Below are 23,424 nucleotides of genomic sequence, written 5' to 3'. Positions count from 1 at the left end.
CCACGTGCCACGACCCCGACCCGAGAGGCACTGCCATGGCCGGCGGATGGATGGACAAGATCAAGGACTACGTCAAGGGCAACCCCGAGCAGGCGGGGTCTGCGATCGAGAAGGTCGAGGACCTCATCGACCAGCGCACGGGGGGCAAGTACGCCGACAAGGTCGACCAGGGCGGCGACGTGCTCCGCGACAAGCTGGGCCTCCCGCCGCAGGACGTGCAGCACGATGCCCCGACCGGTACGCCGCCCGGCCCCGGGCCGGTCGAGCAGTCGGGTCAGGCGCCGTCGGTGGACGCCCCGGCCGGGTCCCCGGTCGAGCACGAGCCCACCTCGACCCCGACCGGGCAGGTCTCCGAGGAACAGGTCATGCCCGCTCCGCCCACGCCCGAGACCACGCCGGACACCACGCCCGAGCCCGGACCGTCGCCGGTGCCCGAGCCGGGACCCTCGCCGGTCCCCGAACCCGCTCCCTCCCCGCTCCCGGAGCCGAGCCCGTCGCCCATCCCCGAGCCCGGTCCCGAGCCGTCGCCGTCACCGGGCGGCCCCACCTCCAGCGGGGACCGCGACTCGGGGAGCACCCAGCCGGTCGAGGGGTCCGTGCCCCTGCCCGAGCCCGGCACCAACGACCCGCAGCAGACCGGGTCGCTCGCTGACGGCTCGCTCGTGCCGGGCGACGCGGAGCGGGTCGGCCAGCCCGGTGGCCCGATGGACCCCGAGGGCGTGGGACCCACCCGGCCGTCCCAGCACCGGGACGGACTGCCCCAGGGAGGCACCACCCAGCAGGGGGAGCCCCAGTCCGGCGACGCCGTACCCGGTGGCAAGCAGCCCGACGACGGCGGTCCCGGAAGGGGCTGACGACTCGTCCGCGAGCGCGCGGGCGGCACACCGATGAAGGCGAAAGGCCCTGTCCCGCACCGGGACAGGGCCTTTCGGCATGGTCGTGTGGCTCAGTCCTTGATCTCGGCGATGACGGCGCCGTTGGTGACCGTCTGGCCGACCTCGGCCGTGAGCCCGGTGACCGTGCCGGCCTTGTGGGCGTTGATGGGCTGCTCCATCTTCATCGCCTCGAGCACCACGACGAGCTCGCCCTCGGCGACCTGCTGGCCCTCCTCGACGGCGATCTTGACGATGGTGCCCTGCATGGGGGCGGTCAGGGAGTCACCGGACGCGGCCGCACCGGCCTTGGCGCCGCCGGAGCGGCGGGGGGCCTTCTTCTTGGCCGTGGAGCCGCCCCCGCCGAGGGAGAGCCCGCCGGGCAGGACGACCTCGAGCCGCTTGCCGCCGACCTCGACGACGACGCTCTGCCGCTCCTCGGGCTCCGGGGGCAGCTCGGGAGCCGTGCCCGACCACGCGGGGATCTGGTTGTCGAACTCGGTCTCGATCCACCGGGTGTGCACGGTGAACGGCTTGTCGCCCTCGGGGGCGAAGGCGGGGTCGGAGACCACGGCGCGGTGGAACGGCAGGACCGTCGGCATGCCCTCGACGACGAACTCGGCGAGTGCCCGGCGCGAGCGCTCCAGGGCCTGGTGGCGGTCGCGGCCGGTGACCACGAGCTTGGCCAGCATCGAGTCGAACGCGCCGCCGACGACGTCGCCCTCGACGACGCCGGAGTCGAGCCGGACGCCGGGGCCGGACGGGGGCTGGAACGACGCGACGACGCCGGGGGCGGGCAGGAAGTTGCGGCCGGCGTCCTCGCCGTTGATGCGGAACTCGATCGAGTGGCCGACGGGGGCAGGGTCGTCGTAGCCGAGGGCCTCGCCGTTCGCGATGCGGAACTGCTCGCGCACGAGGTCGATCCCGGTGACCTCCTCGGAGACGCAGTGCTCGACCTGCAGGCGGGTGTTGACCTCGAGGAAGGAGATCCGGCCGTCCTGGGCGACGAGGAACTCGCAGGTCCCGGCGCCGGTGTAGTGGGCCTCGGACAGGATCGCCTTGGAGGCCCGGACCAGCTCGGCGTTCTGCTCGTCGGTCAGGAACGGCGCGGGCGCCTCCTCGACGAGCTTCTGGTGCCGGCGCTGCAGGGAGCAGTCGCGGGTGGAGACCACGACGACGTTGCCGTGCTGGTCGGCGAGGCACTGGGTCTCGACGTGGCGCGGACGGTCGAGGTACTGCTCGACGAAGCACTCGCCACGGCCGAAGGCCGCGACCGCCTCGCGGGTCGCCGACTCGAACAGCTCGGGGATCTCCTCGATGGTGCGCGCGACCTTGAGACCGCGTCCGCCGCCGCCGTACGCCGCCTTGATGGCGACGGGGAGGCCGTGCTCCTTCGCGAACGCGACGACCTCGTCGGCGCCCTCCACGGGGTCCGGGGTGCCCGCGACCAGGGGGGCGTTGGCCTTCGAGGCGATGTGGCGGGCCTTGACCTTGTCGCCGAGGCTGTCGATGGCCTCGGGGGAGGGGCCGATCCAGGTCAGCCCGGCGTCGATGACCGCCTGGGCGAAGGAGGCGTTCTCGGCGAGGAACCCGTACCCGGGGTGCACCGCGTCCGCGCCGGACTTGCGGGCCACCTCGATGAGCTTCTCCTGCACGAGGTAGGAGTCGCCGGGCGTGGTGCCCCCGAGGGCCCAGGCCTCGTCGGCCACCCTCACGTGCAGCGCGTCGCGGTCTGGATCGGCATACACGGCAACCGAACCGAGGCCACTGTCGGAGCAGGCCCGCGCGATGCGCACGGCGATCTCGCCGCGGTTGGCGATGAGGACCTTCGTGATGGGGCGGGAGCTCGGCTTCGTCGTCGAGTCGGGAGTGGGCACCATGCGGCGGAGCCTAGCCCGTTTCCCCCACGGCACCCCCACCTGCCTGGTGTGGCCTGGGCGACACCTGCCTGGAGCGCGGGAGCGTGGCCCTAGGGTGAGCGGCATGAGCACGGACGAGCACGACAGCGGGACCACGGACGACGCCCGGTCGATCAGGGCGATCGAGGACGGCGTCCAGCGCGACTTCTCCCAGTCGATGTCCTACGGGTCCTACCTCGGCCTCGACCAGCTGCTCGCGTCACAGCACCCGCGCAGCGAGCCGCCCCAGCACGACGAGCTGCTGTTCATCATCCAGCACCAGACCTCCGAGCTGTGGCTCAAGCTCATGCTCCACGAGCTGCGATCGGCCCGCGCCCTGCTCGCCACCGACGAGCTCGCCCCTGCCCTGAAGCGGCTCGCCCGCGTCAAGCACATCCAGCACACGCTTACGGGGCAGTGGTCGGTGCTGGCCACGCTGACGCCGAGCGAGTACGCCGAGATCCGCCCCTTCCTCGCCACCAGCTCGGGCTTCCAGTCCTGGCAGTACCGCGCGGTGGAGTTCCTGCTCGGCAACAAGAACGCCGACATGGTCAGGGTGTTCGACCACGAGGAGACGGCCCGCGCGATGCTGGCCGAGCTGCTCGACGAGCCCAGCCTCTACGACGAGTTCCTGCGCTACCTCGCGCGACACGGGTACGCCGTGCCCGCGGAGCTTCTCGACCGCGACTTCAGCCAGCCCTACCGGCTCGACGAGCGGCTCGTCGACACGTTCGCCGCCGTCTACGCCTCACCGTCCGAGCACTGGGGCGTCTACGAGACCTGCGAGGAGCTCGTCGACCTCGAGGACAACTTCCAGCAGTGGCGATTCCGCCACCTCCAGGTCGTCACGCGCACGATCGGCCACAAGCGGGGTACGGGGGGCAGCTCGGGCGTGGACTTCCTGCGCCGGGCGCTCGACCTGACCTTCTTCCCCGAGCTGTACGCCGTCCGCACCCGGGTCTGAGGCTCAGCCCTGGTCGGGGAGCCAGCCGTCCGGGCCGGTGGAGCCGGCGGGGTACTCCTCGAGCGGGACCCGGCCCTTGGACCAGGCCTCGATGACCGGCGCCATCACCCGCCAGCCCTCCTCGGCCGCGTCTCCGCGCACGGTGAGCAGCTGGTTGCCGTCGAGGACCTGCGCGAGCACCTCCCCGTAGGCCTGCATCCGCGGCGCCGTGAGCGTGGCCGTCAGCGTCTTCTGCTCGAGGTCCAGCGGGTCGCCCTCGGCGTTCATCGTCAGTGTCAGTGACACGGCGCCCGGCTTGAGGTCGATGGTGAGCCGGTCGCCGCCCGAGCTGCCGGCGAAGCCGGTGGGCAGGTGGGGCACGTCCCGCAGGTGGGCGACGACGTGCTTGCGCGGGGCCCCGAGCGCCTTGCCGCTGCGCAGGACGAAGGGGACACCGGCCCACCGGTTGTTGCGCACCTCCAGGGTGACCTGGGCCAGCGTCTCGGTGCCACGGTCGGGGTCGACCCCCTTCTCCGCGACGTAGTCGGGCACGGTGCGGCGCCCGATCTTCCCCGCCGTGTACCGGGCCCGCCGGGACGAGCGCGTGGGCGAGCCGCCCCACACCCGGGTGGCGCGCAGCACCTGCACCTTCTGGTCACGCAGCTCCCGGGCGTCGAGGGTGGCGATCGACTCCATCGCGAACAGCGACATGATCTGCAGGAGGTGGCTCTGCAGCATGTCCTTCAGGGCGCCCGCGCGGTCGTAGTAGCCCGCCCGGCCCTCGAGCGCGAGGTCCTCGTCGTAGACGATCTCGACCCGTTCGATGTGCTCGGCGTTCCAGATCGGCGCCAGCACGCGGTTGGCGAACCGCAACCCCACGAGGTTGAACACCGTCCCGACGCCGAGGAAGTGGTCGATGCGGAAGATGTCCTCCTCGCCGACGATGCGGTGGAGCAGGGCGTTGAGGTCGGCGGCGCTGGCGCGGTCGGTGCCGAACGGCTTCTCCAGGGCCAGGCGAGTGGTCTGCGGCAGGTCGACGTGCTGCAGCAGCGTGCACACCTTGACCGTCACCTCCGGCGGCAGCGCGAAGAAGACGACCAGCGGGCCGTCGCCGCAGTGCGTGATGAGCGACTGGAGCGCCTCCTGGTCGAGCAGGTCCGTCGAGAGGTACTCCGTGTGCGCGGTGACCCGGCGCGTCACCGCGGCCGGCGCCTCCACCGTCGAGAAGGAGTCCGCGACGCGGTCCCGCCACTGGTCGTCGGACAGGTCGACCCGGTCGGCACCCACGACGCGGACCCGGCGGTCGCGCTCCACCGCGAGCAGGCTGGCCAACCCCGGCAGCAGCAGCCGGTGGGTCAGGTCACCGCCCGCGCCGAGGATGAGCAGCGTCGTCTCGGGTGCAGTGGCCATGCCCGTCACCATGCCACGCGGCATACTCCCTCGGCATGGCCACCCATGACGGGCAGCGGCGCGGTCCGCGGCTCATCCACAGCGCCCAGGCGCTCGTCGACGAGGTCGTCGAGGTCGCCGCCCTGCCGGAGCGCGGCGGCAACGCCGTGGCGACGTCGTACAGCCGGTATGCCGGGGGAGCGGTGAACATCCTCGTCGCCGCGGCCCGGTCGGGCGCCGAGTGCGTCCACGCCGGGGCGGTGGGGACCGGCTCGAACGGCGACCTGGTGCGCGCCGCGCTCGCCGCCGACGGGGTCACCATCAGCAGCCCGGCGGTCGAGGGCGTCGACACGGGCATCTGCGTCGTCATGGTCGAGCCGTCGGCCGAGCGCACCTTCGTGACCACCCAGGGCGCCGAGCGGCACGTCACCGTGGAGAGCCTCCAGACCTCGGCCCCGCGAGCGGGCGACCTGGTCTGCGTGAGCGGGTTCTCGCTCGTGGGGCGCACGCGGGACCCGTTGGTGGAGTGGGTGTCCGGCCTCGCCGAGGGGGTCGTCGTGGTGCTCGATCCGGGTGACGCGTTCGGCGCCCTCGACCCCTCCCTGCAGGACCTCGTATTGCGCCGGACGACGGTGTGGACGAGCAACGCCGACGAGGCGCTGACCCTCACCGGCGTCCGGGTCGAGGACGACTCGGCAGCCGCCGTCGCCGCCCGGCTCCCGGTCGGCGCGGTGGCGGTGGTCCGCGACGGCCCGAAGGGGTGCCACGTCCACGAGGGCGGCCGCACGCAGTATTTGCCCGGCCACCCTCAGGAGGCGGTGGACACCAACGGCGCGGGCGACACCCACACCGGGGTGCTGCTCGCCGAGCGGGCCCGCGGCGCCGACTGGCCCACCGCGGCGAGGCGGGCCAACGCGGCCGGGGCCATCAAGGTGACCCGCCGCGGCCCGGCCGCCGCCCCCACCGCCCGCGAGATCGACGAGTTCCTGGCACGGTTCGGCGAGGGCCGGGGCGGGCCGGGCCGGTAGCGGTCAGGGGGCCCGGTCAGAGGGGGCGGGGCCGGTAGGCGTCGAGGAGCCGGTCGTACATCGCGTCGAGCTCGCGGTCGACGCGTTGCCTGCTGGGGTCGGCGAGGTGCCAGGCGACGAGCTCGGCCGCACCCTGGCGGAACGGCACCTGCGCGCGCCACCCGGGGGCGAGCGCGCGGACCTTGGTGTTGTCGAACACCATCGAGTTGGACTTGTCGCCGACGAGTGACGCGCCGATCTCCGCGTGCTGCGCTGCGATCGCGTCCGAGGCGACGTGGACGATGCGGGCCTCCACGCCGGCCGCCGCGGCGACCTCCTGGTGGATCTGGTCCCAGGTCAGGGCCTCGTCGGAGGTGATGTGGAACGCCTCGCCGATGGCCTGCGGACGGTCGAGCAGGCGGACGAACGCACGGGCGAAGTCGGTGTGGTGGGTGAGGGTCCACCACGAGGTCCCGTCACCGGGTACGACGACCTCGCGGCCCTCGAGCATGCGCTGCACGACGGTCCAGCCGCCGGTGAAGGGCAGCAGGGTGTGGTCGTAGGTGTGCGAGGGACGCACGATCGTCATCGGCAGGCCCTCGTCGCGGTACCGGGCCACGAGCAGGTCCTCGCAGGCGATCTTGTCGCGGGAGTACTGCCAGAACGGGTTGCGCAGGGGCGTCGACTCGGTGACCGGGCCGTGCGTGGGCGGTGTCTGGTAGGCCGAGGCGGAGCTGATGAAGACGTACTGCCCGAAGCGGCCCTCGAGCAGGTCGAGGTTGGTGGCCAGCTGGTCGGGGGTGAAGGTCAGGAAGTCGACGACGACGTCGAACTCGCGACCTGCGAGCGCCGTGGCCACCGCGTCACGGTCGCGGACGTCGGCGGTGACGACCTCGGCGCCCTCGGCCGGCTCGTGGGTGCTGCTGGTGCCCCGGTTGAGCAGGGTGACGGCGAACCCGTCGGCGACGGCGGCGCGGGCGCAGGCGGTGCTGATGACCCCCGTGCCGCCGATGAACAGGACGCTGCGGGAGGGGCTCGGGGAGGTCATCACCCCACCCTAGGTCGAGCCCTCGCGCGCCGCGCCCGTCGCCTGACGTCGATCCCATGGCTCCCGTCGGCGCCCCGTCGGTGAGGTCGGTGACCAGCGGACGACACGTTCGGCTCCGGAGTCGGGCGCGGCGTGCTCAGCAGGGGCTCGCCCGGTGCGAGCTGGTCGTCCGGCGGCGTCAGGCGAGGCGCGCGAGGTCGGCCTGGCAGCGGCGCTCGAACTCGCCGAGCTCGGCCAAGGCGTCCTCGAGGTCGCGCCGCCGCTGCTCGAGGTCGGTGCGGCGCTCGTCGATCTGGGCGAGGACGTACTCGAGCTGGCTGGCCTTGCCGCGCGGCCGGTCGTAGAGGTCGATGATCGTGCGGATCTCCACGAGCGGGAACCCGAGGCGCTTGCCGCGCAGGATCAGCGCCAACCGGGTGCGGTCGCGGCGGTGGTAGACCCGCGTGGTGCCGCGTCGCTCGGGGGAGATGAGCCCGAGGTCCTCGTAGTGGCGCACGGTGCGGTGGGTGACGCCGAACTCGTCCGCGATCTCCCGGATGGTCCAGGTCCGTGACTGCCCCGGTGTCCGGTCCGACACCGCCCTGGCGGGGGACGGGTCGAGGTCGGGGGCTGGCATACCGGTGAGTATTGCTTTACGTTGACGTCAACGTCAAGAACTGGCGGCCACACCTGGCACCCCGCACCACCCCCGATCCCACGAGGAGCGCGCATGTTCGAGCTGTCCAAGGAGCACGAGGACTTCCGCAAGGTCGTCCGCGAGTTCGCCGAGGCCGAGGTCGAGCCGCACATCGCGCAGTGGGACAAGGACCACCACTTCCCGAGCGACCTCGTCCCGAAGATGGGCGAGCTGGGCCTGTTCGGGCTCGTCGTGCCGGAGGAGTTCGGCGGCATGGGCGACGACGGCGACTTCACGTCGCTGTGCGTGGCCATCGAGGAGCTTGGCCGGGTCGACCAGTCGATCGGGATCACCCTGTCGGCCGGTGTGGGCCTGGGCATCAACCCGATCCTCACCTACGGGACCCAGGAGCAGAAGGAGCGCTTCCTCCCCGACCTCGTCGCCGGTCGTGCGCTCGCCGGGTTCGGGCTGACCGAGCCGGACGCCGGTTCCGACGCCGGTGCCACCCGCACCAAGGCCGTCCGTGACGGCGACGAGTGGGTAGTCAACGGCTCCAAGGCGTTCATCACCAACTCCGGCACCGACATCACCTCGGTCGTCACCGTCACCGCCCGCACCGGCACCAACGACGACGGGTCGGCCGTCCTCAGCGCGATCATGATCCCTTCGGGCACACCGGGTTTCACCGTCGAGCCCGCCTACGACAAGCTCGGCTGGCACGCCTCCGACACCCACGGCCTGACCTTCGAGGACTGCCGCGTCCCGGTCGGCAACCTGCTCGGCAACGAGGGCGAGGGCTTCAAGCAGTTCCTCAAGACGCTCGACGACGGCCGCATCGCCATCTCGGCGCTCGCCGTCGGCATGAGCCAGCGGATGCTCGAGGAGACGACCGCCTACGCGAAGACCCGCAAGGCGTTCGGCAAGCCGATCGGCGTCAACCAGGGCATCTCGTTCCAGATCGCCGACCTCGCCGTGATGGTCGAGGCCTCGCGCCAGCTGACCTACAAGGCCGCCTGGCTCAAGGACGAGCTCGAGCGCGGCCGCCGCTCCGTCAAGGAGGTCAAGCAGGCCGCCGCGATCTGCAAGCTGTACTCGACCGAGGCCGCCGTCACCGCGACCCGTATCGCCACCCAGGTGTTCGGGGGCAACGGCTTCATGGAGGAGTACCCCGTGGCCCGCTTCTACCGCGATGCCAAGATCCTCGAGATCGGCGAGGGCACCTCCGAGGTCCAGCGCATGGTCATCGCCCGCCACCTCGGCCTCCCGACGGCATGAGCGCCTCGGTGCGAGAGGGTATGGCGGTGAGCACCGCCGACGACAGCAGTCCAGCCTTCGCCGTGGCCGGCGACTCCGGCGCCGACCCCAAGGTGGGCGACGTGCGTCGCCGGCTCGCGGCGGCGTACGAGGCCTCGGCCTCCGCGCCCGAGAAGGCGAAGGCGAAGCTCGACGCGCAGGGGAAGCTCTACGTGCGCGACCGGATCGCGCTGCTCTTCGACGAGGGGAGCTTCGTCGAGGACGGGCGGTTCGCCAACGCCATGGCGCCGGGGCTGCCCGCCGACGGCGTTGTCACGGGGCGCGGCACGGTCGACGGCCGGCCGGCGGTCGTCATCGCCAACGACCCGACGGTCAAGGCCGGCTCGTGGGGCTCGCGGACGGTCGAGAAGATCGTGCGCGCCACGGAGGCGGCCCTGCGCGAGGAGCTGCCGGTTTTTTGGTTCGTCGACTCGGCGGGTGCGCGCATCACCGACCAGGTCGAGATGTTCCCGGGGCGTCGCGGCGCGGGGAAGATCTTCCACAACCAGGTCGCGCTGTCCGGCAAGGTCCCGCAGATCTGCTGCCTGTTCGGCCCGAGTGCAGCCGGCGGTGCCTACATCCCGTCGTTCACCGACCTCATCATCATGGTCGAGGGCAACGCGTCGATGTACCTCGGCAGCCCGCGCATGGCCGAGATGGTCGTCGGCGAGAAGGTCTCGTTGGAGGACATGGGCGGCGCGCGGATGCACTGCACCGTCTCCGGCGTCGGCGACCTGCTGGTGTCCGACGACACCGAGGCCATCGAGCTCGCGAAGCTGTACTTCTCCTACATGCCCACGAGCTGGCGCGCCGACCTGCCTACCTACGCCCCCGAGGAGCCGTCGAGGCCGCTCACGCGCCACACGGTCCCCGAGCGCGAGAGCCAGCCGTTCGACATCCACGAGGTGATCGACGGGCTCGTCGACGACGAGTCGTTCTTCGAGGTCAAGCCGTTGTTCGCCCCGGAGCTCGTCATCGGGTTCGGGCGCATGGCCGGCGAGACCGTCGGCATCGTCGCCAACAACTCCATGGTCAAGGGTGGCGTGCTGTTCACCGACAGCGCCGACAAGGCCGCGCGCTTCATCTGGCTGTGCGACGCGTTCTCGATCCCGCTGCTCTACCTCGCGGACGTCCCGGGCTTCATGATCGGCTCCGAGGTCGAGCGTGGCGGCATCATCCGCCACGGCGCCAAGATGGTGCACGCCGTCTCGTCGGCGACCGTGCCGCAGTTCTGCATCGTGGTCCGCAAGGCGTACGGCGCCGGCCTCTACGCCATGGGCGGGCCCGGGTTCGCCCCCGACGCGACCATCGCGCTGCCGACCGCGCGCATCGCCGTGATGGGGCCCGAGGCGGCGGTGAACGCGGTGTACGCCAACAAGATCGCGGCGATCGAGGACGAGGCGGAGCGCGAGGCGTTCGTGCAGGAGAAGCGGCGCGAGTACGAGGAGGACGTCGACCTCGAGCGGCTCGCCGCCGACCTCGTGCTCGACCAGGTCATCGAGGCCGACGCGTTGCGTGCCGAGCTGCTGCTGCGCCTGCGGTACGCCGCCGGGCGCGAACGCCACTTCGCGACCAAGCGCCGCGACGTTCCCCCGGTCTGACCGTCCGGCCGGGGACCTCGCCCCGGGTCAGGCCCCCGCGATCTCGCGCAGCGCCGCGAGGTGGTGCTCGTACGCCGTCCGCCCCGACCGGGTCAGCGACAGCCAGGTACGGGGGCGCTTGCCCACGTACCCCTTGCGCACCTTGACGTAGCCGGCGGACTCGAGGGTCGAGACCTGCTTGGACAGCACCGAGTCGGACACCTCCACGGCGTCGCGGACCGTCGCGAACTCTGCCTCGTCGACGCTGGCCAGCGCCGCGGTGATGCTGAACCGGACCGGGGCGTGGATCACCTCGTCCAGGCGGTGCCGCGCGTGCACGGCGGCCGCCAGGTGAGGGGCCGAGCCCGCCGCTGCGGCGTCGGTCGCGCTCACCGGCGGCTGCCCCTGACGATGGTGGCGCCGGCGACCACCAGCGGGGCGGCCACGACGGCGGCCGCGAGGACGAGGTAGCCGGGAGCGACGGGGACCGTGTGCCCCCAGGCGTTCATGACGAAGATCGCGGCGAAGGCGAGCAGGACGGTCGGCACCGAGGCTCGGCGCACCGCCGTCCTGGTGTGGCGGGGGCGGGAACGCGTGCCACGCGGCACGAGGCACAGGGCGACGAGGAGCACGGCGTACCCGGCGAGGGCGAGGTGGTCCCACGGGCCGCGGCCGTCGATGACCTCGGACACCGCGACGTAGGCGCCGACGAGCACCCCCAGCCCCGCGGTGGCCAGCCCGTGCACGGTGGCATCACGGCGCGAGCCGACGGAGGCGTTCGACGCAGCCTGGAGCTGCCGGCGCGCCTCCTCCGGGCTGGGATTGGTCGTCATCGTTCCCACGCCGTCCCTGCCGATGGCGGTCCGGTCCGTCGTGTCGTCGTGGTCGCTGCCCCGCATCGTGCCCCCCTCGGTCGTGGCCGCCCCGTCGGCGACTCGTTCCCGACGATAGAAAGTACTTTCCACTTCGTCAAGTGAACGAGCAGGTCACCGGGACGTGTCAGTTGCCGCGGGCGGAGCTGGCGCTGCGCAGGGAGCGCCAGGGGATGCCGACCTCCTCGAGCAGCTCGCGCAGCAGCGGGAGGCTGAGGCCGACGACGTTGCTCGGGTCGCCCTCGATACCGGCCACGTAGGGAGAGCCGAGGCCGTCGAGGGTGAACGCGCCGGCGACGCGCAGCGGCTCGCCGGTCGCGACGTACGCCTCGACCTCCGCCATGTCGACCCGGGCGAAGTGCACGGTGGTCGACGCCGTGGCCCCGAGCGTGGCCCCGGTGCCGCCGGCTCCCGGCTCGCGCATGTCCACCACCCAGTGACCGGTGTGCAGGACGCCGGAGCGACCGCTCATGCGCGACCACCGCTCGACCGCCTCGGCGGCGTCGGCGGGCTTGCCGTGGACCTCCCCGTCGAGCTCGAGCACCGAGTCGCAGCCCACCACGACGGCGTGCTCGATCTGCCCGGCCACGTCCTCCGCCTTGGCGCGGGCCAGGACGAGGGCGACGTCCTCGGGGGCCAGCTCGCCGTAGGTCTCCCGGGCGGCGGCCGTGACCGCGTCCTCGTCGACGCCGCTGACGACGATGCTCGGCTCGACCCCTGCTGCCAGCAGCAGCTTCTTGCGGGCGGGCGAGGCGGAGGCCAGGACGATGGAAGCGGTCGGGTTGGTCATGACCGGGACTGTAGCCGTGCCGGGGCGGTGCTCAGCCGAGCTGGTTGTCCACGAAGCACCAGCGCCACGACTCACCCGGTTCGAAGCTGCGCATCACGGGGTGGCGGGTCTGGTGGAAGTGGGCGTCGGCGTGCTTCTCCGGCGAGGAGTCGCAGCAGCCGACGTGGCCGCACTGCAGGCAGAGCCGCAGGTGCACCCACGTCGTGCCGTCGCGCAGGCACTCCTCGCAGCCGTGCGGGCTCGTCGGGGCCACGAACCGGTCGTGCGCCGCGGCCAGGTGCTGGCACTCGTCCTCCGCGCGCTCTACCGGGAGCATGGGCTCGTCCCGCAGGTCGGAGGTACGGCTCTCGATCCGGTCGAGCATCGACTCCTCGATGTCGAGCTGGTCCATGACATGGGAGAGCACCTCCTGGTCGGCCAGTCCCTCGTCGCGGATGCGCAGCAGCTCCCGGCGCTCGGCGAGCAGCATCGTCATCCTCATGCGACGGTAGGTCTCGCTCGGGGTCTCCGCACCCTCGCGGCCCTGTCCGAGGCGCTCCCAGACGATGTTGGTGCGGTTCTCGGCGCGGGTGCGCAGGGTCTCGATGACGTCGGGGTCGGACTCGTCGCACTCCTCCAGGGCCTTCAGGCCGGCGGCCACGGAGGCCTGGAGGATGGTGGCCTCCTGCAGGGCGTCCTCGCGCGGGTCGGGCCCGCGCACCCGCAGGGCGCGCGCGAGCAGCGGCAGCGTGGTGCCCTGGAGGAGCAGGGTCCCGACGGTCACCACCATGGCGATCCAGACGAGCAGGCCGCGGTACTGCGTGCTGGGCGGGAGCGTGAACGCGGCGGCCAGGGTGACGACGCCCCGCATACCGGCCCACGAGATGATCGCGCTCTGCGCGTAGGGCCGAGAGGTGGGGCTGACCCCCTTGTCGAACCGGCCGAAGAACCACCGCGTCGGGAAGACGTAGACCGGGCGCAGGAGCACCACCGTCGCCAGGACGGCTGCCGAGACCACGAGCACCCGGCCCCAGCCGAGCCCCGAGCTCGCCACGTCGCTGACGATGCGGCGCATCTGCAGGCCGATCATGAGGAACACGGCGTTCTCCAGCAGGAACTGCACCGACGCCCAGTTGATCCGTTCGCTCAGGCGCGACGCGGCGTTCTGCACGACGGGGGACTTGTGCCCGAGCAGCAGCCCCGCGACCACCACGCTCAGGACGCCCGAGGAGTGGAAGTGCTCGGCCGGGAGGAAGGCGAGGAAGGGCACGATGAAGGACAGGGACGTGTCGATCGCCGGGTCGGTGAAGGACCTGCGCACGAACCCGACCACGAAGGCCACCACGACACCGAACCCGACACCGCCGATGACGGCCCAGGCGAAGTCGCCCGCCACCGAGCCCATCGTCACGGCCTGGGCGGTGCCCGCCGCGGTGAAGGCGGCGATGGCCGTCCGCAGGGAGACGAGCGCGGTGGCGTCGTTGACGAGCGACTCACCCTCGAGGATCGTCACGACCCGGCGGGGGAGGCCTATCCGGCGGGCCACGGCCGAGGCGGCGACGGCGTCCGGCGGCGCGACGACCGCACCCAGGGCGAACGCCACGGCGAACGGCACGGGGAGCAGCCACCAGGTCACGAGACCGACCCCGGCCGCCGTGAAGAGCACGAGGCCGACCGAGAGCGCGACGATCGACGTCGTGTTGGCCCGGAAGTCCACCAGGGACGTCCGGACCGCCGCGGCGTAGAGCAGCGGGGGGAGCAACCCGTAGAGCACGACCTGCGGGGTGAGCACCGGTTCGGTGATGAACGGCACGAACGAGGCGACGATGCCGGTGACGATGAGGGCCAGCGGCGCCGGCACGGCCAGCTTGCTCGCGAGTCCGGCGACGGCGATGACCGCGGCGACGAGGACCACCAGGGTCAGGGCGAGTTCCACGTCGGCATCCTCGCACCTGGCCGTCCACCCCGCCGATGGCGTCTCGGGACGGACGGCCGGGTGGACGGCGGGGTGGACGGCGGGGTGGACGGCGGGGTGGACGGCGGGGTGGACGGCGGGGTGGCCGGCGGGTGGTGCGCGAGGGCGCTGGTCAGGCGAGCTCCCCCAGGACGGCCTGGCGCAGGGTGTCGAGCCCGACGCCGCCGATGTCGAGGGCCTTGCGGTGGAAGTCCTTGAGGCTGAACGCGTCACCCTCACGCAGGCGGACCTGCTCGCGCAGCTGCAGCCACAGCCGCTCGCCGATCTTGTAGGACGGCGCCTGGCCGGGCCAGCCCAGGTAGCGGTCGAGCTCGAAGCGCAGCCACGCCTCGCCCTGGTTGGCGTGCGCCGTGAGGTAGGCCCAGGCCTTGTCGTAGGTCCACTCCCCGCCGCCGACCTCCTCGGGCGCCTCGAACCCGCAGTGCACACCGATGTCGATGACGACGCGGGCGGCCCGCAGGGACTGGCTGTCGAGCAGGCCCATGCGGTTGCCGGGGTCGTCCATGTAGCCCAGCTCGGCCATGAGCAGCTCGGCGTAGAGGGCCCAGCCCTCACCGTGGCCCGAGGTCCAGGCCAGGATCCGGCGCCAGCGGTTGAGCAGCTCGGAGCGGAACACCGTCTGGGCGACCTGGAGGTGGTGGCCCGGGACGCCCTCGTGGTAGACGGTCGTGAGCTCCTTCCAGGTGCCGAACTCCGTGACGCCCTTCGGCACCGACCACCACATCCGGCCCGGCCGGGTGAAGTCCTCGCTCGGGCCGGTGTAGTAGATGCCGCCCGTCTGGGTGGGGGCGATCATGCACTCGATGCGGCGCACGGGGTCGGGGATGTCGAAGTGGGTGTCGGCGAGGACGGCGATGGCCTCGTCGGCCTTGGTCTGCATCCACGTCCGCAGCTCGTCGGTCCCGTGCAGCTGGTAGCGGGGGTCGTCCTCCAGGGCGGCGATGGCCTCCTTGACGGTGGCCCCGGGCTTGATCTGGTCGGCCACGGCTGCCATCTCGGCGCTGATCCGGGCGACCTCGTCCTGGCCCCAGCGGTAGGTCTCCTCGAGGTCGACCTCGGCGCCGAGGAACAGTCGCGACCACAGGGCGTAGCGCTCGCGTCCGCAGGCGTCGGCCTCCGGGGCCCGGTCGAGGAGCTCGGCCTCGAGCCAGCGTCCGAGGTCGGCGTACGCCTCGCTCGCGGTGGCGACCGCGGACGCGAGCTCGGCACGCGTGCCGTCGGTGAGCTCGGTGTCGTCGGCCTTCGCGCCGGACAGCAGGCTCGCGAAGTAGCCGTCGTCGGCGGTGAGGTCACGGCACTGCTGGACGCAGGCCCGGACCTGTCGCCGGGGCGCGACGTCGCCGCGCCCGGCGGCGGTGGTGAGGCTCTGCTTCCACTGGTCGAGCGCCGTCGGCACCTTGGTCATGCGCCGGGCGATGACACCCCAGTCCTCCTCCGTGGCCGTCGCCATGAGGTCGAAGCAGCCGCGGATCTCCTGCAGCGGCGAGGCGATGACGTTGAGCGACATCTCCTCCAGCCCTGAGGCGTGCACCTCCTCGGCGAGGCCCAGCCGCTCGCGCATGGCGGCCAGGGTGACCCGGTCGATGTCGTCGACGGCCTCGGCAGCCTCCAGCCTGGCGAGGGTCTCCCGGCGCAGCCGCGAGGCGGCCTCGAGGCCCGCGGGGGAGAAGTCGTCGAGGTCCTCCTCGTGGCCGGCGATCCCGAGGCCGGTCGCGGTGATCGGGCTGAGGGCGACGAGCTCGGCGAGGAAGTCGTCGGCGATCTGGTCGATGGGGGTGGCTGGGCGGGCTGTGGAGGTGTCGTGGCTCACCCGGGCGAAGGTACCCCAGCGCCCTGACGGCGTCACCGGAAATCCTGGTTGCCTGCGTCCCTAGGGTGGGGGCCATGAGCGCTCGAGTCCTGTCCCTCAACGTCGGCCGCGCCGAGCCCAACCCCGCCAAGCAGGTCGGGGTCACGGGCATCGGCAAGACCCCGGTCGGCTCCGCGGTCCTGCGGGCCCCGGGCCCCAAGCACGGCGGCCTCGGCAGCGGCCTCGAGGGCGACTTCATCGGCGACGTGCAGCACCACGGCGGCGACCAGCAGGCGGTGTACGCCTTCGCCCGGGAGGAGCTCGACCGGTGGGAGGAGCGCCTGGGACGACCCCTCGCGAACGGGCTGTTCGGCGAGAACCTGACCACCACCGGACTCGACGTCGACGCCGCGCTGCTCGGTGAGCGGTGGGCCGTGGGCGAGGAGGTCGTGCTCGAGGTGTGCGGTCCCCGGATCCCGTGCGCCACCTTCCAGGCGCGCATGGGCGAGAAGGGCTGGGTCCGCCGCTTCACCGAGGTGGGCCGGTCCGGCGCCTACCTGTCGGTGGTGACCGGCGGCACCGTACGCAGCGGCGACGCGGTCGAGGTGGTCTCCCGCCCGGACCACGACGTCGACGTCGTGGTCGCCTTCCGGGCGTTCACCGGTGACCTCGACGCCGCCCGTCGTGTGCTGGATGCCGGTGCGCTGGGGGCCGAGGACGCGGCCGAGCTGCGCGAGACGGTCGAGCGCCGCAGCCGCTGACGGGTCGCTGCAGGGTGGGGCCCCTGCCGTCAGCGCCAGGCGGAGGCCTGCCAGGCGCCGGGTCCCGGTCTGAGCGGCCGGCGGACCAGCCGTTCGCGCGAGGCCCACACCGAGGTGCGCCGCGGAGCCGTCGCCTCCTCGCCACCGGACGCGGCGGACAGGACGGCGAGCAGCGCCGCGATCTCCTCGGGGCTGGCGTCACCCCGGACCAGCCGCAGCGGGGTGCGCTCGGGAACGTCGTCGGCTGCCATCAGAGCGGGATGTTCCCGTGCTTCTTGGGGGGAAGCGTCTCGCGCTTGGTGCGCAGCGCCCGCAGGGCCTTGGTGACGTTCATGCGGGTGTTGGACGGCGTGATCACCGTGTCGACGTAGCCGCGCTCGGCCGCGATGTACGGGTTGGCGAGGGTGTCCTCGTACTCGGTGATGAACCGTGCCCGCGCCTCGTCGACGTTCTCGCCGGCCGCCTCGGCTGCGGCGAGCTGGCGGCGGTAGAGGATGTTGACCGCGCCCTGGGCTCCCATCACGGCGATCTGGGCGGTGGGCCACGCGAGGTTGATGTCGGCGCCGAGGTGCTTGGAGCCCATGACGTCGTAGGCGCCGCCGTAGGCCTTGCGCGTGATGACGGTGACGAGGGGGACGGTGGCCTCGGCGTAGGCGTAGATGAGCTTGGCGCCGCGGCGGATGATGCCGTCCCACTCCTGGTCGGTGCCCGGCAGGAACCCGGGGACGTCGACGAAGGTCAGCACCGGCACGTTGAACGCGTCGCAGGTGCGCACGAAGCGGGCCGCCTTCTCGGAGGCGTCGATGTCGAGCGTGCCGGCGAACTGCATGGGCTGGTTGGCCACGACACCCACCGAACGACCCTCGACACGCCCGAACCCGCAGATGATGTTCGGCGCGAAGAGCGGGTGCACCTCGAGGAACTCGCCGTCGTCGACGACGGTGCCGATCACGGTGTGCATGTCGTAGGGCTGGTTGGGGCTGTCGGGGATGAGCGTGTCGAGGACGCGGTCGTCGTCGGTCACCTCGAGCGAGGGCAGGTCGCCGTCGTCGGCGAAGGACGGCGGCTCCTCGAGGTTGTTGCTCGGCAGGTAGGACAGCAGGGCCTTGACGTACTCGATGGCATCGGCCTCGTCGTCGCCCATGTAGTGGGCCACACCGGACCGGGTGTTGTGGGCGCGCGCGCCGCCGAGGTCCTCGAAGGAGACGACCTCGCCGGTGACGGTCTTGATGACGTCGGGGCCGGTGATGAACATGTGGGAGGTCTGGTCGACCATCACCGTGAAGTCGGTGACCGCGGGGGAGTAGACGGCCCCGCCGGCGCAGGGGCCCATGACGAGCGAGATCTGCGGGATGACGCCACTGGCGTGCACGTTGCGGCGGAAGATCTCGCCGTACAGGCCGAGGGAGACCACGCCCTCCTGGATGCGCGCGCCGCCGGAGTCGTTGAGCCCCACGACGGGGCAGCCGACCTTCATGGCGAAGTCCATGACCTTGCAGATCTTCTCGCCGAACACCTCGCCGAGGGAGCCGCCGAACACGGTGAAGTCCTGCGCGAAGACCGCGACGGTGCGCCCGTCGACCGTGCCGTACCCGGTGACGACCCCGTCGCCGTACGGCCGGTTCTGCTCCTGGCCGAAGGCGGTGCTGCGGTGGCGCGCGTACTTGTCCATCTCCACGAACGAGCCCTCGTCGAGGAGCATCTCGAGCCGCTCGCGGGCGGTCTTCTTGCCCCGCGCGTGCTGCTTCTCCACCGCCCGCTCGGACCCGGCGTGCGCGACCTCGGCCACGCGGCGCTTGAGGTCGGCGAGCTTGCCGGCCGTGGAGTGGATGTCGATGTCGTCGGGGACGTCGGTGCCACCGGTCGAGACCGGGGCGGGGGCGTCCTCGTTGACGGGATCGGTGGTCTGCGCCATGGCCGGGAGCCTAGCCTTGACCCCATGCGCGAACCTCTCCAGCGTGAGGCATTGCACGAGGCGTTGGTCACGTCGGGATCCCGGTGGACCGATGTCGACGTGCACCACGAGCTCGGCTCCACCAACGCAGAGGCCGCGCGCATCGCGCGGCCGTTCCACGTCGTGGTGACCGACCACCAGCAGGCAGGCCGCGGACGCCTCGGGCGCACGTGGGAGACGCCGCGCGGCACCTCGGTGACGTTGTCGGTGCTCCTGCCGGCGCCGGACACCGGGCGCGAGTGGATGCCGCTCGCCGCGGGCCTCGCGGTCCGCGACGCCGTACGCGACGTGGCGGGCGTCGAGGCCGCCCTGAAGTGGCCCAACGACGTCCTGCTCCCGGCCGACGGCGAGCGCAAGGTCGGCGGCATCCTCTGCGAGCTCCAGCCCGGGGGCATCGTCGTCGGGATCGGCGTCAACGTCGACCAGGAGCGCGACGAGCTGCCCGTCGACACGGCGACCTCGCTGCGCCTCGCCGGAGCACCGGACGTCCGCCGCGAGGACCTCGTCGTCGCGATCCTCACCCACCTCGCGCGCTGGCACGCCGACCTCTGCGACGGGTCGCAGGCCCGCGCCGGCGTCCACGCGGCGTACCGCGCCGCCTGCCTGACCATCGGCCGTGACGTCGAGCTCCACGTCGGCGCCGCGGACGTGCGCCGCGTGCGCGCGACGGGTGTCGACGAGGAGGGACGGCTCGTGGTCGCCGGGGGCGGCACCGAGTACCCGGTCGCCGCCGGCGACGTCGTGCACGTGCGCCCCGTGGGCTGACCCGCGCCGCACCGGCTCGCCGGGCAGCCGCACCCGGACCGGACAGGGAGCCCGACACGGCCGGTCCCGGACGGCAGGCCCGGGGTGCGCACGGCATGATGCGGGGTGAGGGGAGCGCGACGGTGCGCCCCGAGCAGCCCATCCGTGAACCCTGCCCGAGGAGCCCGAGGAGGTGTCAGTCGTGTCCGAGGTCGGCCGACACCGCATCGTGCGCCCCGAGGACTTCGCCGCCCTGGGACCGGACAACCTCGAGGCACGCCTGCTGGGCAAGCCGGCGACCATGGCCCGCCGCGACGTCAGCCGCGGGGCCGAGGTGTCGCTGCTGTCGGCGCGCAAGTTCTGGCACGCCCTCGGGTTCCCGATCGTCGAGGACGACGACGCGATGTTCACCGAGGCCGACCAGATGGCCCTCATGGCCGTCGCCCGGCTGGTGCGCGAGGAGGAGCTCGACGAGCAGACCGCCCTCGCGCTGACCCGCGCGTTCGCCCGCACCACCGACCGCCTGGCCGTCTGGCAGACCCAGCTCATGGCCGAGGCCCTGGCCGCCCCGGGCCTGGAGGCGGCGCTCGACGAGGCGGATGCACGCGCGGTGCCGGACCAGGCCGCCGCCAGGGCTGCCGCCCGCAAGCTCGCGGACATGGCCGACAGCCTCGAGCCGCTCCTGATCTACGCCTGGCGGCGGCACCTCACCGCCGCCATCTCGCGCATGCTCGCCGACGCCGACCCGCAGCAGTCCTCGCAGGGGGTGCGCAGGGTCGTCGGGTTCGCCGACCTCGTCAGCTTCACCTCCCTGGTGCGCCGCATGACCGAGCGGCAGCTGGCGGTGATGGTGCAGCGGTTCGAGGCGCTCGCCACCGACATCGTCACGGCCCACGGTGGCCGCGTCATCAAGACCGTGGGCGACGAGATCCTCTTCGTCACCATCGACGCCGCGCCCGCCGCCGCGGTCGCGCTCGACCTCGTCGAGACCATGGCCGAGGACGACCTGCTTCCCGACGTCCGCGTCGGCATGGCCGTCGGCCCGGTCCTGTCGCGGCTCGGTGACGTCTTCGGCACGACCGTCAACCGGGCCAGCCGCCTCACCAGCGTGGCGCCGGGTGGAGGGGTGCTCGTCGACGACGCGCTCGCCTCCGCGCTCGCCTCGGTGTCGGGGTTCGAGACCACCGCGCTGCGGCGGCGGACCCTGCGCGGCATCGGCGAGGTGACACCGAGCGAGCTGCGCCGGGCGGCCGGTGGCCGCCTCGGCGGACGCGCCCCCGGGACCGTCGCGGCCACCTCCGCAGCCTCCACCCTGACCGACCCCCGGAAGGACACCCCATGAGCACGGCACTGGTCCGTACCGAGCGGCACGGCGAGGGCGGCCACGTCGCCGAGATCGTGCTCGACCGCCCCGAGGCGATGAACGCCGTCTCCACGCAGATGGCCCACGCGCTGGGCCGTGCGACCAAGGAGCTGTCCGAGGACCCGACCGTCCGGGCCGTCGTCGTCAGCTCCACCCACCCGAAGGCCTTCTGCGTCGGCGCGGACCTCAAGGAGCGAAACTACTTCACCGACGAGGAGCTGCGCGCGCAGCGGCCGCTGGCCCGCGCGGCGTACCGGGGGGTGCTCGACCTGCCCGTCCCGGTGGTCGCGGCGGTCGACGGGTACGCCCTCGGCGGTGGCTTCGAGATCGCGCTGTCGTGCGACCTGGTCGTCTGCGGCGACTCCGCCGTGGTCGGGCTCCCCGAGGTGTCCGTCGGCGTCATCCCCGGAGGGGGCGGTACCCAGCTGCTGACGCGGCGCGTCGGCTGGTCACGGGCGGCGCGCATGGTGTTCACGGCCGAGCGGTTCTCCGCGGCCGACGCCCACGCCCTGGGGGCCGTCGACGAGGTGGTGCCTGCCGGCACCGCCCGTGACCGGGCGCTCGAGCTCGCCACCACCATCGCGCGGCACTCGCCCGTCGGCGTGCGCAACGCCAAGGCCGCCATGCGGCTCGGGTTCGACACCGACCTCGACGCCGGGCTGCAGATCGAGGACGAGCGCTGGGCCGCGACCGCCTTCTCCGCCGACCGGGCCGAGGGTGTTGCTGCTTTCAACGAAAAGCGTCCTCCGGTGTGGCCCGGTCGCTGATCGGGCCCCCGGTTGCCTACGATCACCCCCATGACCCGAGTGCTGCTGGCCGAGGACGACCCCGCCATCTCCGAACCCCTGGCTCGCGCGTTGCGCCGTGAGGGGTACGACGTGGACGTCCGTGCCGACGGACGAGCCGCCCTCGAGGCGTCCGCGGAGAACCCCGACCTCGTGGTGCTCGACCTCGGCCTCCCGTACGTCGACGGCCTCGAGGTGTGCCGCCGCATCCGCGCCGAGGGCCGCACGGTCCCGGTCCTGATCCTCACGGCGCGCGCCGACGAGGTCGACACCGTCGTCGGGCTCGACGCCGGCGCCGACGACTACGTCACGAAGCCGTTCCGGCTGGCCGAGCTGCTGGCCCGGGTGCGGGCGCTGCTGCGCCGCAACCCCACCGACGCCCCCTCCACCAACGAGCTGGTGCGCATCGACCCCGAGGGCCGGCGCGCCTGGTTCCGCGAGGAGGAGCTCCAGCTCACCGCGAAGGAGTTCGACCTGCTGCGCGTCCTCGTGCGCGAGCAGGGCAAGGTCGTCTCCCGCGAGCAGCTCATGCGCGAGATCTGGGAGACCGCCTGGTTCGGGTCGACCAAGACCCTCGACATGCACATCTCGGTCCTGCGGCGGAAGCTCGGCGACGACGCCGCCCAGCCCCGCTACATCGCCACCGTCCGTGGTGTCGGCTTCCGCTTCGAGCGCGGCGAAGAGGTCTGACCCGCTGACATGCGCCAACAGCTGATCCGCTCGACCGTCCTCGCCGTCAGCCTGGCCATCCTCATCACCATGGCCCCGGTCGGCTTCGCGATCTGGCGGGCGACGGTCCGCGGACAGGGCGTGGTGTGGCAGTGGCTCGACGCCGGCACCCCCGCGTCCACCTCCATGCGCCTCGGCGGGGTGGTCATCGCGCTCGCGGTGCTGGCCCTCGGTGTCGGGGTGTTCGTCGCCATCCAGCAGGCGCAGCGGCTCTCGCGCCCGATGACCCTGCTGGCCGACCGGGCCGAGCGGCTCGGGGCGGGGGAGTCGCGCATCCAGCCGCTGCACACGGGCATCGCCGAGCTCGACCAGGTGAGCCAGGTGCTCTCACGCAGCGCCCAGACGCTCACCAAGTCGCTCGCCTCGGAGCGCGACTTCGCCGCCGACGCCTCGCACCAGCTGCGTACGCCGCTCACCGCGCTGCTCATGCGGCTCGAGGAGATCGCGGCCACCGACGACCTCGAGGTCGTGCAGGAGGAGGCCAACATCGCCATCGCGCAGGTGGAGCGCCTCACCCGCGTCGTCGACGACCTCATGTCGCGCACCCGCCGAGGCGGTGACGAGCCCAAGGCGACCGTGTCACTGGACTCGGTCATCGCCGCGCTGCAGCGCGAGTGGCAGCCCGCGTTCGAGCAGGCCCGGCGCAGCGTCCGCGTGCACGGCGAGCGGGGACTCGTCGTCCAGGCCACGCCGGTCGCGCTGTCCCAGGTGCTCTCCACCCTGCTGGAGAACTCCCTCGCGCACGGCCGGGGCACCGTCGACGTGCACGCCCGACGGTCGGGCCCGTCGGTCGTCGTCGAGGTGAGCGACCAGGGCGAGGGCGTGCCGGCCACCATCGCGCCGCACATCTTCGAGCGCTCTGTGACGACCAGCGGCACCGGCCTCGGTCTCGCGCTGGCCCGTGACCTCGCCGAGTCCAACGGCGGGCGCCTCGAGCTCATCCAGGCCCAGCCGGCGATCTTCGCCCTGTTCCTCAGCGAGTCCGACGCCGGCTGAGCGGCCCGGCCAACTCTCAGCCCCCTGTTGTGCCCTGCCCA

At 72.6% G+C, this 23,424-nt stretch carries 22 protein-coding genes; 11 read left to right on the top strand and 11 right to left on the bottom strand.

Annotated features, from left to right (window positions below; translation table 11 throughout):
- Nucleotides 1-35 precede the first annotated feature (35 nt).
- Nucleotides 36-854 carry an antitoxin gene (locus ABEA42_RS12300; protein WP_345503681.1) on the top strand — a complete coding sequence of 273 codons (819 nt, stop codon included), beginning with the start codon at nt 36-38 and terminating at the stop codon, nt 852-854.
- A 92-nt stretch (nt 855-946) separates the two neighbouring features.
- Here ABEA42_RS12300 and ABEA42_RS12295 read toward each other — a convergent pair whose 3' ends face one another.
- The gene (locus tag ABEA42_RS12295; RefSeq protein WP_345503679.1) at nt 947-2,752 is read right to left on the bottom strand and encodes an acetyl/propionyl/methylcrotonyl-CoA carboxylase subunit alpha; all 1,806 of its coding nucleotides are present in this window, start codon (nt 2,750-2,752) and stop codon (nt 947-949) included.
- A 103-nt stretch (nt 2,753-2,855) separates the two neighbouring features.
- Between ABEA42_RS12295 and ABEA42_RS12290 the strand changes: the two genes are divergently transcribed.
- A complete protein-coding gene (locus tag ABEA42_RS12290; protein ID WP_345503677.1) occupies nt 2,856-3,734 on the top strand; it encodes a tryptophan 2,3-dioxygenase in 879 nt (292 codons plus the stop codon).
- A 3-nt stretch (nt 3,735-3,737) separates the two neighbouring features.
- On the opposite strand, the gene ABEA42_RS12285 is transcribed toward ABEA42_RS12290, so the two are convergent.
- Nucleotides 3,738-5,123 carry a glucose-6-phosphate dehydrogenase gene (locus tag ABEA42_RS12285; protein WP_345503676.1) on the bottom strand — a complete coding sequence of 462 codons (1,386 nt, stop codon included), beginning with the start codon at nt 5,121-5,123 and terminating at the stop codon, nt 3,738-3,740.
- Between the two features lie 35 nt (nt 5,124-5,158).
- On the opposite strand from ABEA42_RS12285, the gene ABEA42_RS12280 reads away from it, so the two are divergent.
- Nucleotides 5,159-6,130 (top strand): PfkB family carbohydrate kinase, encoded by a 972-nt coding sequence (locus tag ABEA42_RS12280; RefSeq protein WP_345503675.1) that lies wholly within the window; start codon nt 5,159-5,161, stop codon nt 6,128-6,130.
- A 16-nt stretch (nt 6,131-6,146) separates the two neighbouring features.
- On the opposite strand, the gene ABEA42_RS12275 is transcribed toward ABEA42_RS12280, so the two are convergent.
- Both ABEA42_RS12275 and ABEA42_RS12270 read right to left on the bottom strand, forming a co-directional pair.
- Complete coding sequence (locus tag ABEA42_RS12275; protein ID WP_345503673.1) at nt 6,147-7,157, bottom strand: NAD-dependent epimerase/dehydratase family protein; 1,011 nt, start codon at nt 7,155-7,157, stop codon at nt 6,147-6,149.
- Nucleotides 7,158-7,335: 178 nt separating this feature from the next.
- Nucleotides 7,336-7,773, bottom strand: a complete 438-nt coding sequence (locus ABEA42_RS12270; RefSeq protein ID WP_345503672.1) for a MerR family transcriptional regulator — start codon at nt 7,771-7,773, stop codon at nt 7,336-7,338.
- Nucleotides 7,774-7,866: 93 nt separating this feature from the next.
- Between ABEA42_RS12270 and ABEA42_RS12265 the strand changes: the two genes are divergently transcribed.
- The gene (locus tag ABEA42_RS12265) at nt 7,867-9,048 is read left to right on the top strand and encodes an acyl-CoA dehydrogenase family protein (protein ID WP_345503670.1); all 1,182 of its coding nucleotides are present in this window, start codon (nt 7,867-7,869) and stop codon (nt 9,046-9,048) included.
- Nucleotides 9,049-9,068: 20 nt separating this feature from the next.
- Nucleotides 9,069-10,667: an acyl-CoA carboxylase subunit beta gene (locus tag ABEA42_RS12260; protein ID WP_345503669.1), complete on the top strand. Its 1,599-nt coding sequence runs from the start codon at nt 9,069-9,071 to the stop codon at nt 10,665-10,667.
- A gap of 27 nt (nt 10,668-10,694) precedes the next feature.
- On the opposite strand, the gene ABEA42_RS12255 is transcribed toward ABEA42_RS12260, so the two are convergent.
- The 5 genes from ABEA42_RS12255 to ABEA42_RS12235 form a co-directional block, all read right to left on the bottom strand.
- On the bottom strand, nt 10,695-11,039 hold the full coding sequence (locus ABEA42_RS12255) for a winged helix-turn-helix domain-containing protein (RefSeq protein WP_345503667.1): 345 nt from the start codon (nt 11,037-11,039) through the stop codon (nt 10,695-10,697).
- Nucleotides 11,036-11,545 carry a hypothetical protein gene (locus tag ABEA42_RS12250; RefSeq protein ID WP_345503666.1) on the bottom strand — a complete coding sequence of 170 codons (510 nt, stop codon included), beginning with the start codon at nt 11,543-11,545 and terminating at the stop codon, nt 11,036-11,038. Before ABEA42_RS12250 ends, ABEA42_RS12255 begins: the two co-directional genes overlap by 4 nt.
- A 100-nt stretch (nt 11,546-11,645) precedes the next feature.
- Entirely contained in the window at nt 11,646-12,308 is a 663-nt protein-coding gene (locus ABEA42_RS12245) for a Maf family protein (RefSeq protein WP_345503664.1), read from the bottom strand.
- Nucleotides 12,309-12,339: 31 nt separating this feature from the next.
- The gene (locus tag ABEA42_RS12240; RefSeq protein ID WP_345503663.1) at nt 12,340-14,223 is read right to left on the bottom strand and encodes a Na+/H+ antiporter; all 1,884 of its coding nucleotides are present in this window, start codon (nt 14,221-14,223) and stop codon (nt 12,340-12,342) included.
- A 151-nt stretch (nt 14,224-14,374) separates the two neighbouring features.
- Nucleotides 14,375-16,072 carry a DUF885 domain-containing protein gene (locus ABEA42_RS12235; protein WP_345503661.1) on the bottom strand — a complete coding sequence of 566 codons (1,698 nt, stop codon included), beginning with the start codon at nt 16,070-16,072 and terminating at the stop codon, nt 14,375-14,377.
- A gap of 74 nt (nt 16,073-16,146) precedes the next feature.
- Between ABEA42_RS12235 and ABEA42_RS12230 the strand changes: the two genes are divergently transcribed.
- Nucleotides 16,147-16,812 carry an MOSC domain-containing protein gene (locus ABEA42_RS12230; RefSeq protein ID WP_345503660.1) on the top strand — a complete coding sequence of 222 codons (666 nt, stop codon included), beginning with the start codon at nt 16,147-16,149 and terminating at the stop codon, nt 16,810-16,812.
- A gap of 29 nt (nt 16,813-16,841) precedes the next feature.
- On the opposite strand, the gene ABEA42_RS12225 is transcribed toward ABEA42_RS12230, so the two are convergent.
- Nucleotides 16,842-17,063, bottom strand: coding sequence for an acyl-CoA carboxylase subunit epsilon (locus ABEA42_RS12225; protein WP_345503658.1), 222 nt, complete (start codon nt 17,061-17,063; stop codon nt 16,842-16,844).
- Nucleotides 17,063-18,727 carry an acyl-CoA carboxylase subunit beta gene (locus tag ABEA42_RS12220; protein WP_345503656.1) on the bottom strand — a complete coding sequence of 555 codons (1,665 nt, stop codon included), beginning with the start codon at nt 18,725-18,727 and terminating at the stop codon, nt 17,063-17,065. The genes ABEA42_RS12225 and ABEA42_RS12220 overlap by 1 nt, the downstream gene beginning before the upstream one ends.
- A 24-nt stretch (nt 18,728-18,751) precedes the next feature.
- Here ABEA42_RS12220 and ABEA42_RS12215 point away from each other — a divergent pair, with 24 nt between their 5' ends.
- The 5 genes from ABEA42_RS12215 to ABEA42_RS12195 all read left to right on the top strand — a co-directional run bounded on the left by ABEA42_RS12215 (nt 18,752) and on the right by ABEA42_RS12195 (nt 23,383).
- A complete protein-coding gene (locus tag ABEA42_RS12215; protein ID WP_345503654.1) occupies nt 18,752-19,531 on the top strand; it encodes a biotin--[acetyl-CoA-carboxylase] ligase in 780 nt (259 codons plus the stop codon).
- 181 nt (nt 19,532-19,712) lie between these two features.
- Nucleotides 19,713-20,852: an adenylate/guanylate cyclase domain-containing protein gene (locus tag ABEA42_RS12210; protein ID WP_345503652.1), complete on the top strand. Its 1,140-nt coding sequence runs from the start codon at nt 19,713-19,715 to the stop codon at nt 20,850-20,852.
- Nucleotides 20,849-21,640, top strand: coding sequence for an enoyl-CoA hydratase/isomerase family protein (locus tag ABEA42_RS12205; protein WP_345503650.1), 792 nt, complete (start codon nt 20,849-20,851; stop codon nt 21,638-21,640). Before ABEA42_RS12210 ends, ABEA42_RS12205 begins: the two co-directional genes overlap by 4 nt.
- Nucleotides 21,641-21,670: 30 nt before the next feature.
- Nucleotides 21,671-22,348: a response regulator transcription factor gene (locus ABEA42_RS12200; RefSeq protein WP_056882506.1), complete on the top strand. Its 678-nt coding sequence runs from the start codon at nt 21,671-21,673 to the stop codon at nt 22,346-22,348.
- Between the two features lie 9 nt (nt 22,349-22,357).
- Nucleotides 22,358-23,383, top strand: coding sequence for a sensor histidine kinase (locus ABEA42_RS12195; protein ID WP_345503648.1), 1,026 nt, complete (start codon nt 22,358-22,360; stop codon nt 23,381-23,383).
- The last annotated feature ends 41 nt before the right edge of the window (nt 23,384-23,424 follow it).

The organism is Pedococcus ginsenosidimutans (genome assembly GCF_039544395.1).
In the GTDB taxonomy this organism is placed as follows: domain Bacteria; phylum Actinomycetota; class Actinomycetes; order Actinomycetales; family Dermatophilaceae; genus Pedococcus; species Pedococcus ginsenosidimutans.
Note: the sequence above shows the minus strand (reverse complement) of the source record. Positions and strands in the feature narration are given on the sequence as shown.

Excerpts from the sequence above, each read along its gene's own strand:
- ABEA42_RS12205 (WP_345503650.1), top strand. The coding sequence starts at position 20,849 with ATGAGCACGGCACTGGTCCGTACCGAGCGGCACGGCGAGGGCGGCCAC.
- ABEA42_RS12225 (WP_345503658.1), bottom strand. The coding sequence starts at position 17,063 with ATGGCAGCCGACGACGTTCCCGAGCGCACCCCGCTGCGGCTGGTCCGG.
- ABEA42_RS12195 (WP_345503648.1), top strand. The coding sequence starts at position 22,358 with ATGCGCCAACAGCTGATCCGCTCGACCGTCCTCGCCGTCAGCCTGGCC.
- ABEA42_RS12260 (WP_345503669.1), top strand. The coding sequence starts at position 9,069 with ATGGCGGTGAGCACCGCCGACGACAGCAGTCCAGCCTTCGCCGTGGCC.
- ABEA42_RS12295 (WP_345503679.1), bottom strand. The coding sequence starts at position 2,752 with ATGGTGCCCACTCCCGACTCGACGACGAAGCCGAGCTCCCGCCCCATC.
- ABEA42_RS12270 (WP_345503672.1), bottom strand. The coding sequence starts at position 7,773 with ATGCCAGCCCCCGACCTCGACCCGTCCCCCGCCAGGGCGGTGTCGGAC.
- ABEA42_RS12215 (WP_345503654.1), top strand. The coding sequence starts at position 18,752 with ATGCGCGAACCTCTCCAGCGTGAGGCATTGCACGAGGCGTTGGTCACG.
- ABEA42_RS12200 (WP_056882506.1), top strand. The coding sequence starts at position 21,671 with ATGACCCGAGTGCTGCTGGCCGAGGACGACCCCGCCATCTCCGAACCC.
- ABEA42_RS12280 (WP_345503675.1), top strand. The coding sequence starts at position 5,159 with ATGGCCACCCATGACGGGCAGCGGCGCGGTCCGCGGCTCATCCACAGC.
- ABEA42_RS12230 (WP_345503660.1), top strand. The coding sequence starts at position 16,147 with ATGAGCGCTCGAGTCCTGTCCCTCAACGTCGGCCGCGCCGAGCCCAAC.
- ABEA42_RS12250 (WP_345503666.1), bottom strand. The coding sequence starts at position 11,545 with ATGCGGGGCAGCGACCACGACGACACGACGGACCGGACCGCCATCGGC.
- ABEA42_RS12220 (WP_345503656.1), bottom strand. The coding sequence starts at position 18,727 with ATGGCGCAGACCACCGATCCCGTCAACGAGGACGCCCCCGCCCCGGTC.
- ABEA42_RS12265 (WP_345503670.1), top strand. The coding sequence starts at position 7,867 with ATGTTCGAGCTGTCCAAGGAGCACGAGGACTTCCGCAAGGTCGTCCGC.
- ABEA42_RS12245 (WP_345503664.1), bottom strand. The coding sequence starts at position 12,308 with ATGACCAACCCGACCGCTTCCATCGTCCTGGCCTCCGCCTCGCCCGCC.
- ABEA42_RS12290 (WP_345503677.1), top strand. The coding sequence starts at position 2,856 with ATGAGCACGGACGAGCACGACAGCGGGACCACGGACGACGCCCGGTCG.
- ABEA42_RS12300 (WP_345503681.1), top strand. The coding sequence starts at position 36 with ATGGCCGGCGGATGGATGGACAAGATCAAGGACTACGTCAAGGGCAAC.
- ABEA42_RS12275 (WP_345503673.1), bottom strand. The coding sequence starts at position 7,157 with ATGACCTCCCCGAGCCCCTCCCGCAGCGTCCTGTTCATCGGCGGCACG.
- ABEA42_RS12285 (WP_345503676.1), bottom strand. The coding sequence starts at position 5,123 with ATGGCCACTGCACCCGAGACGACGCTGCTCATCCTCGGCGCGGGCGGT.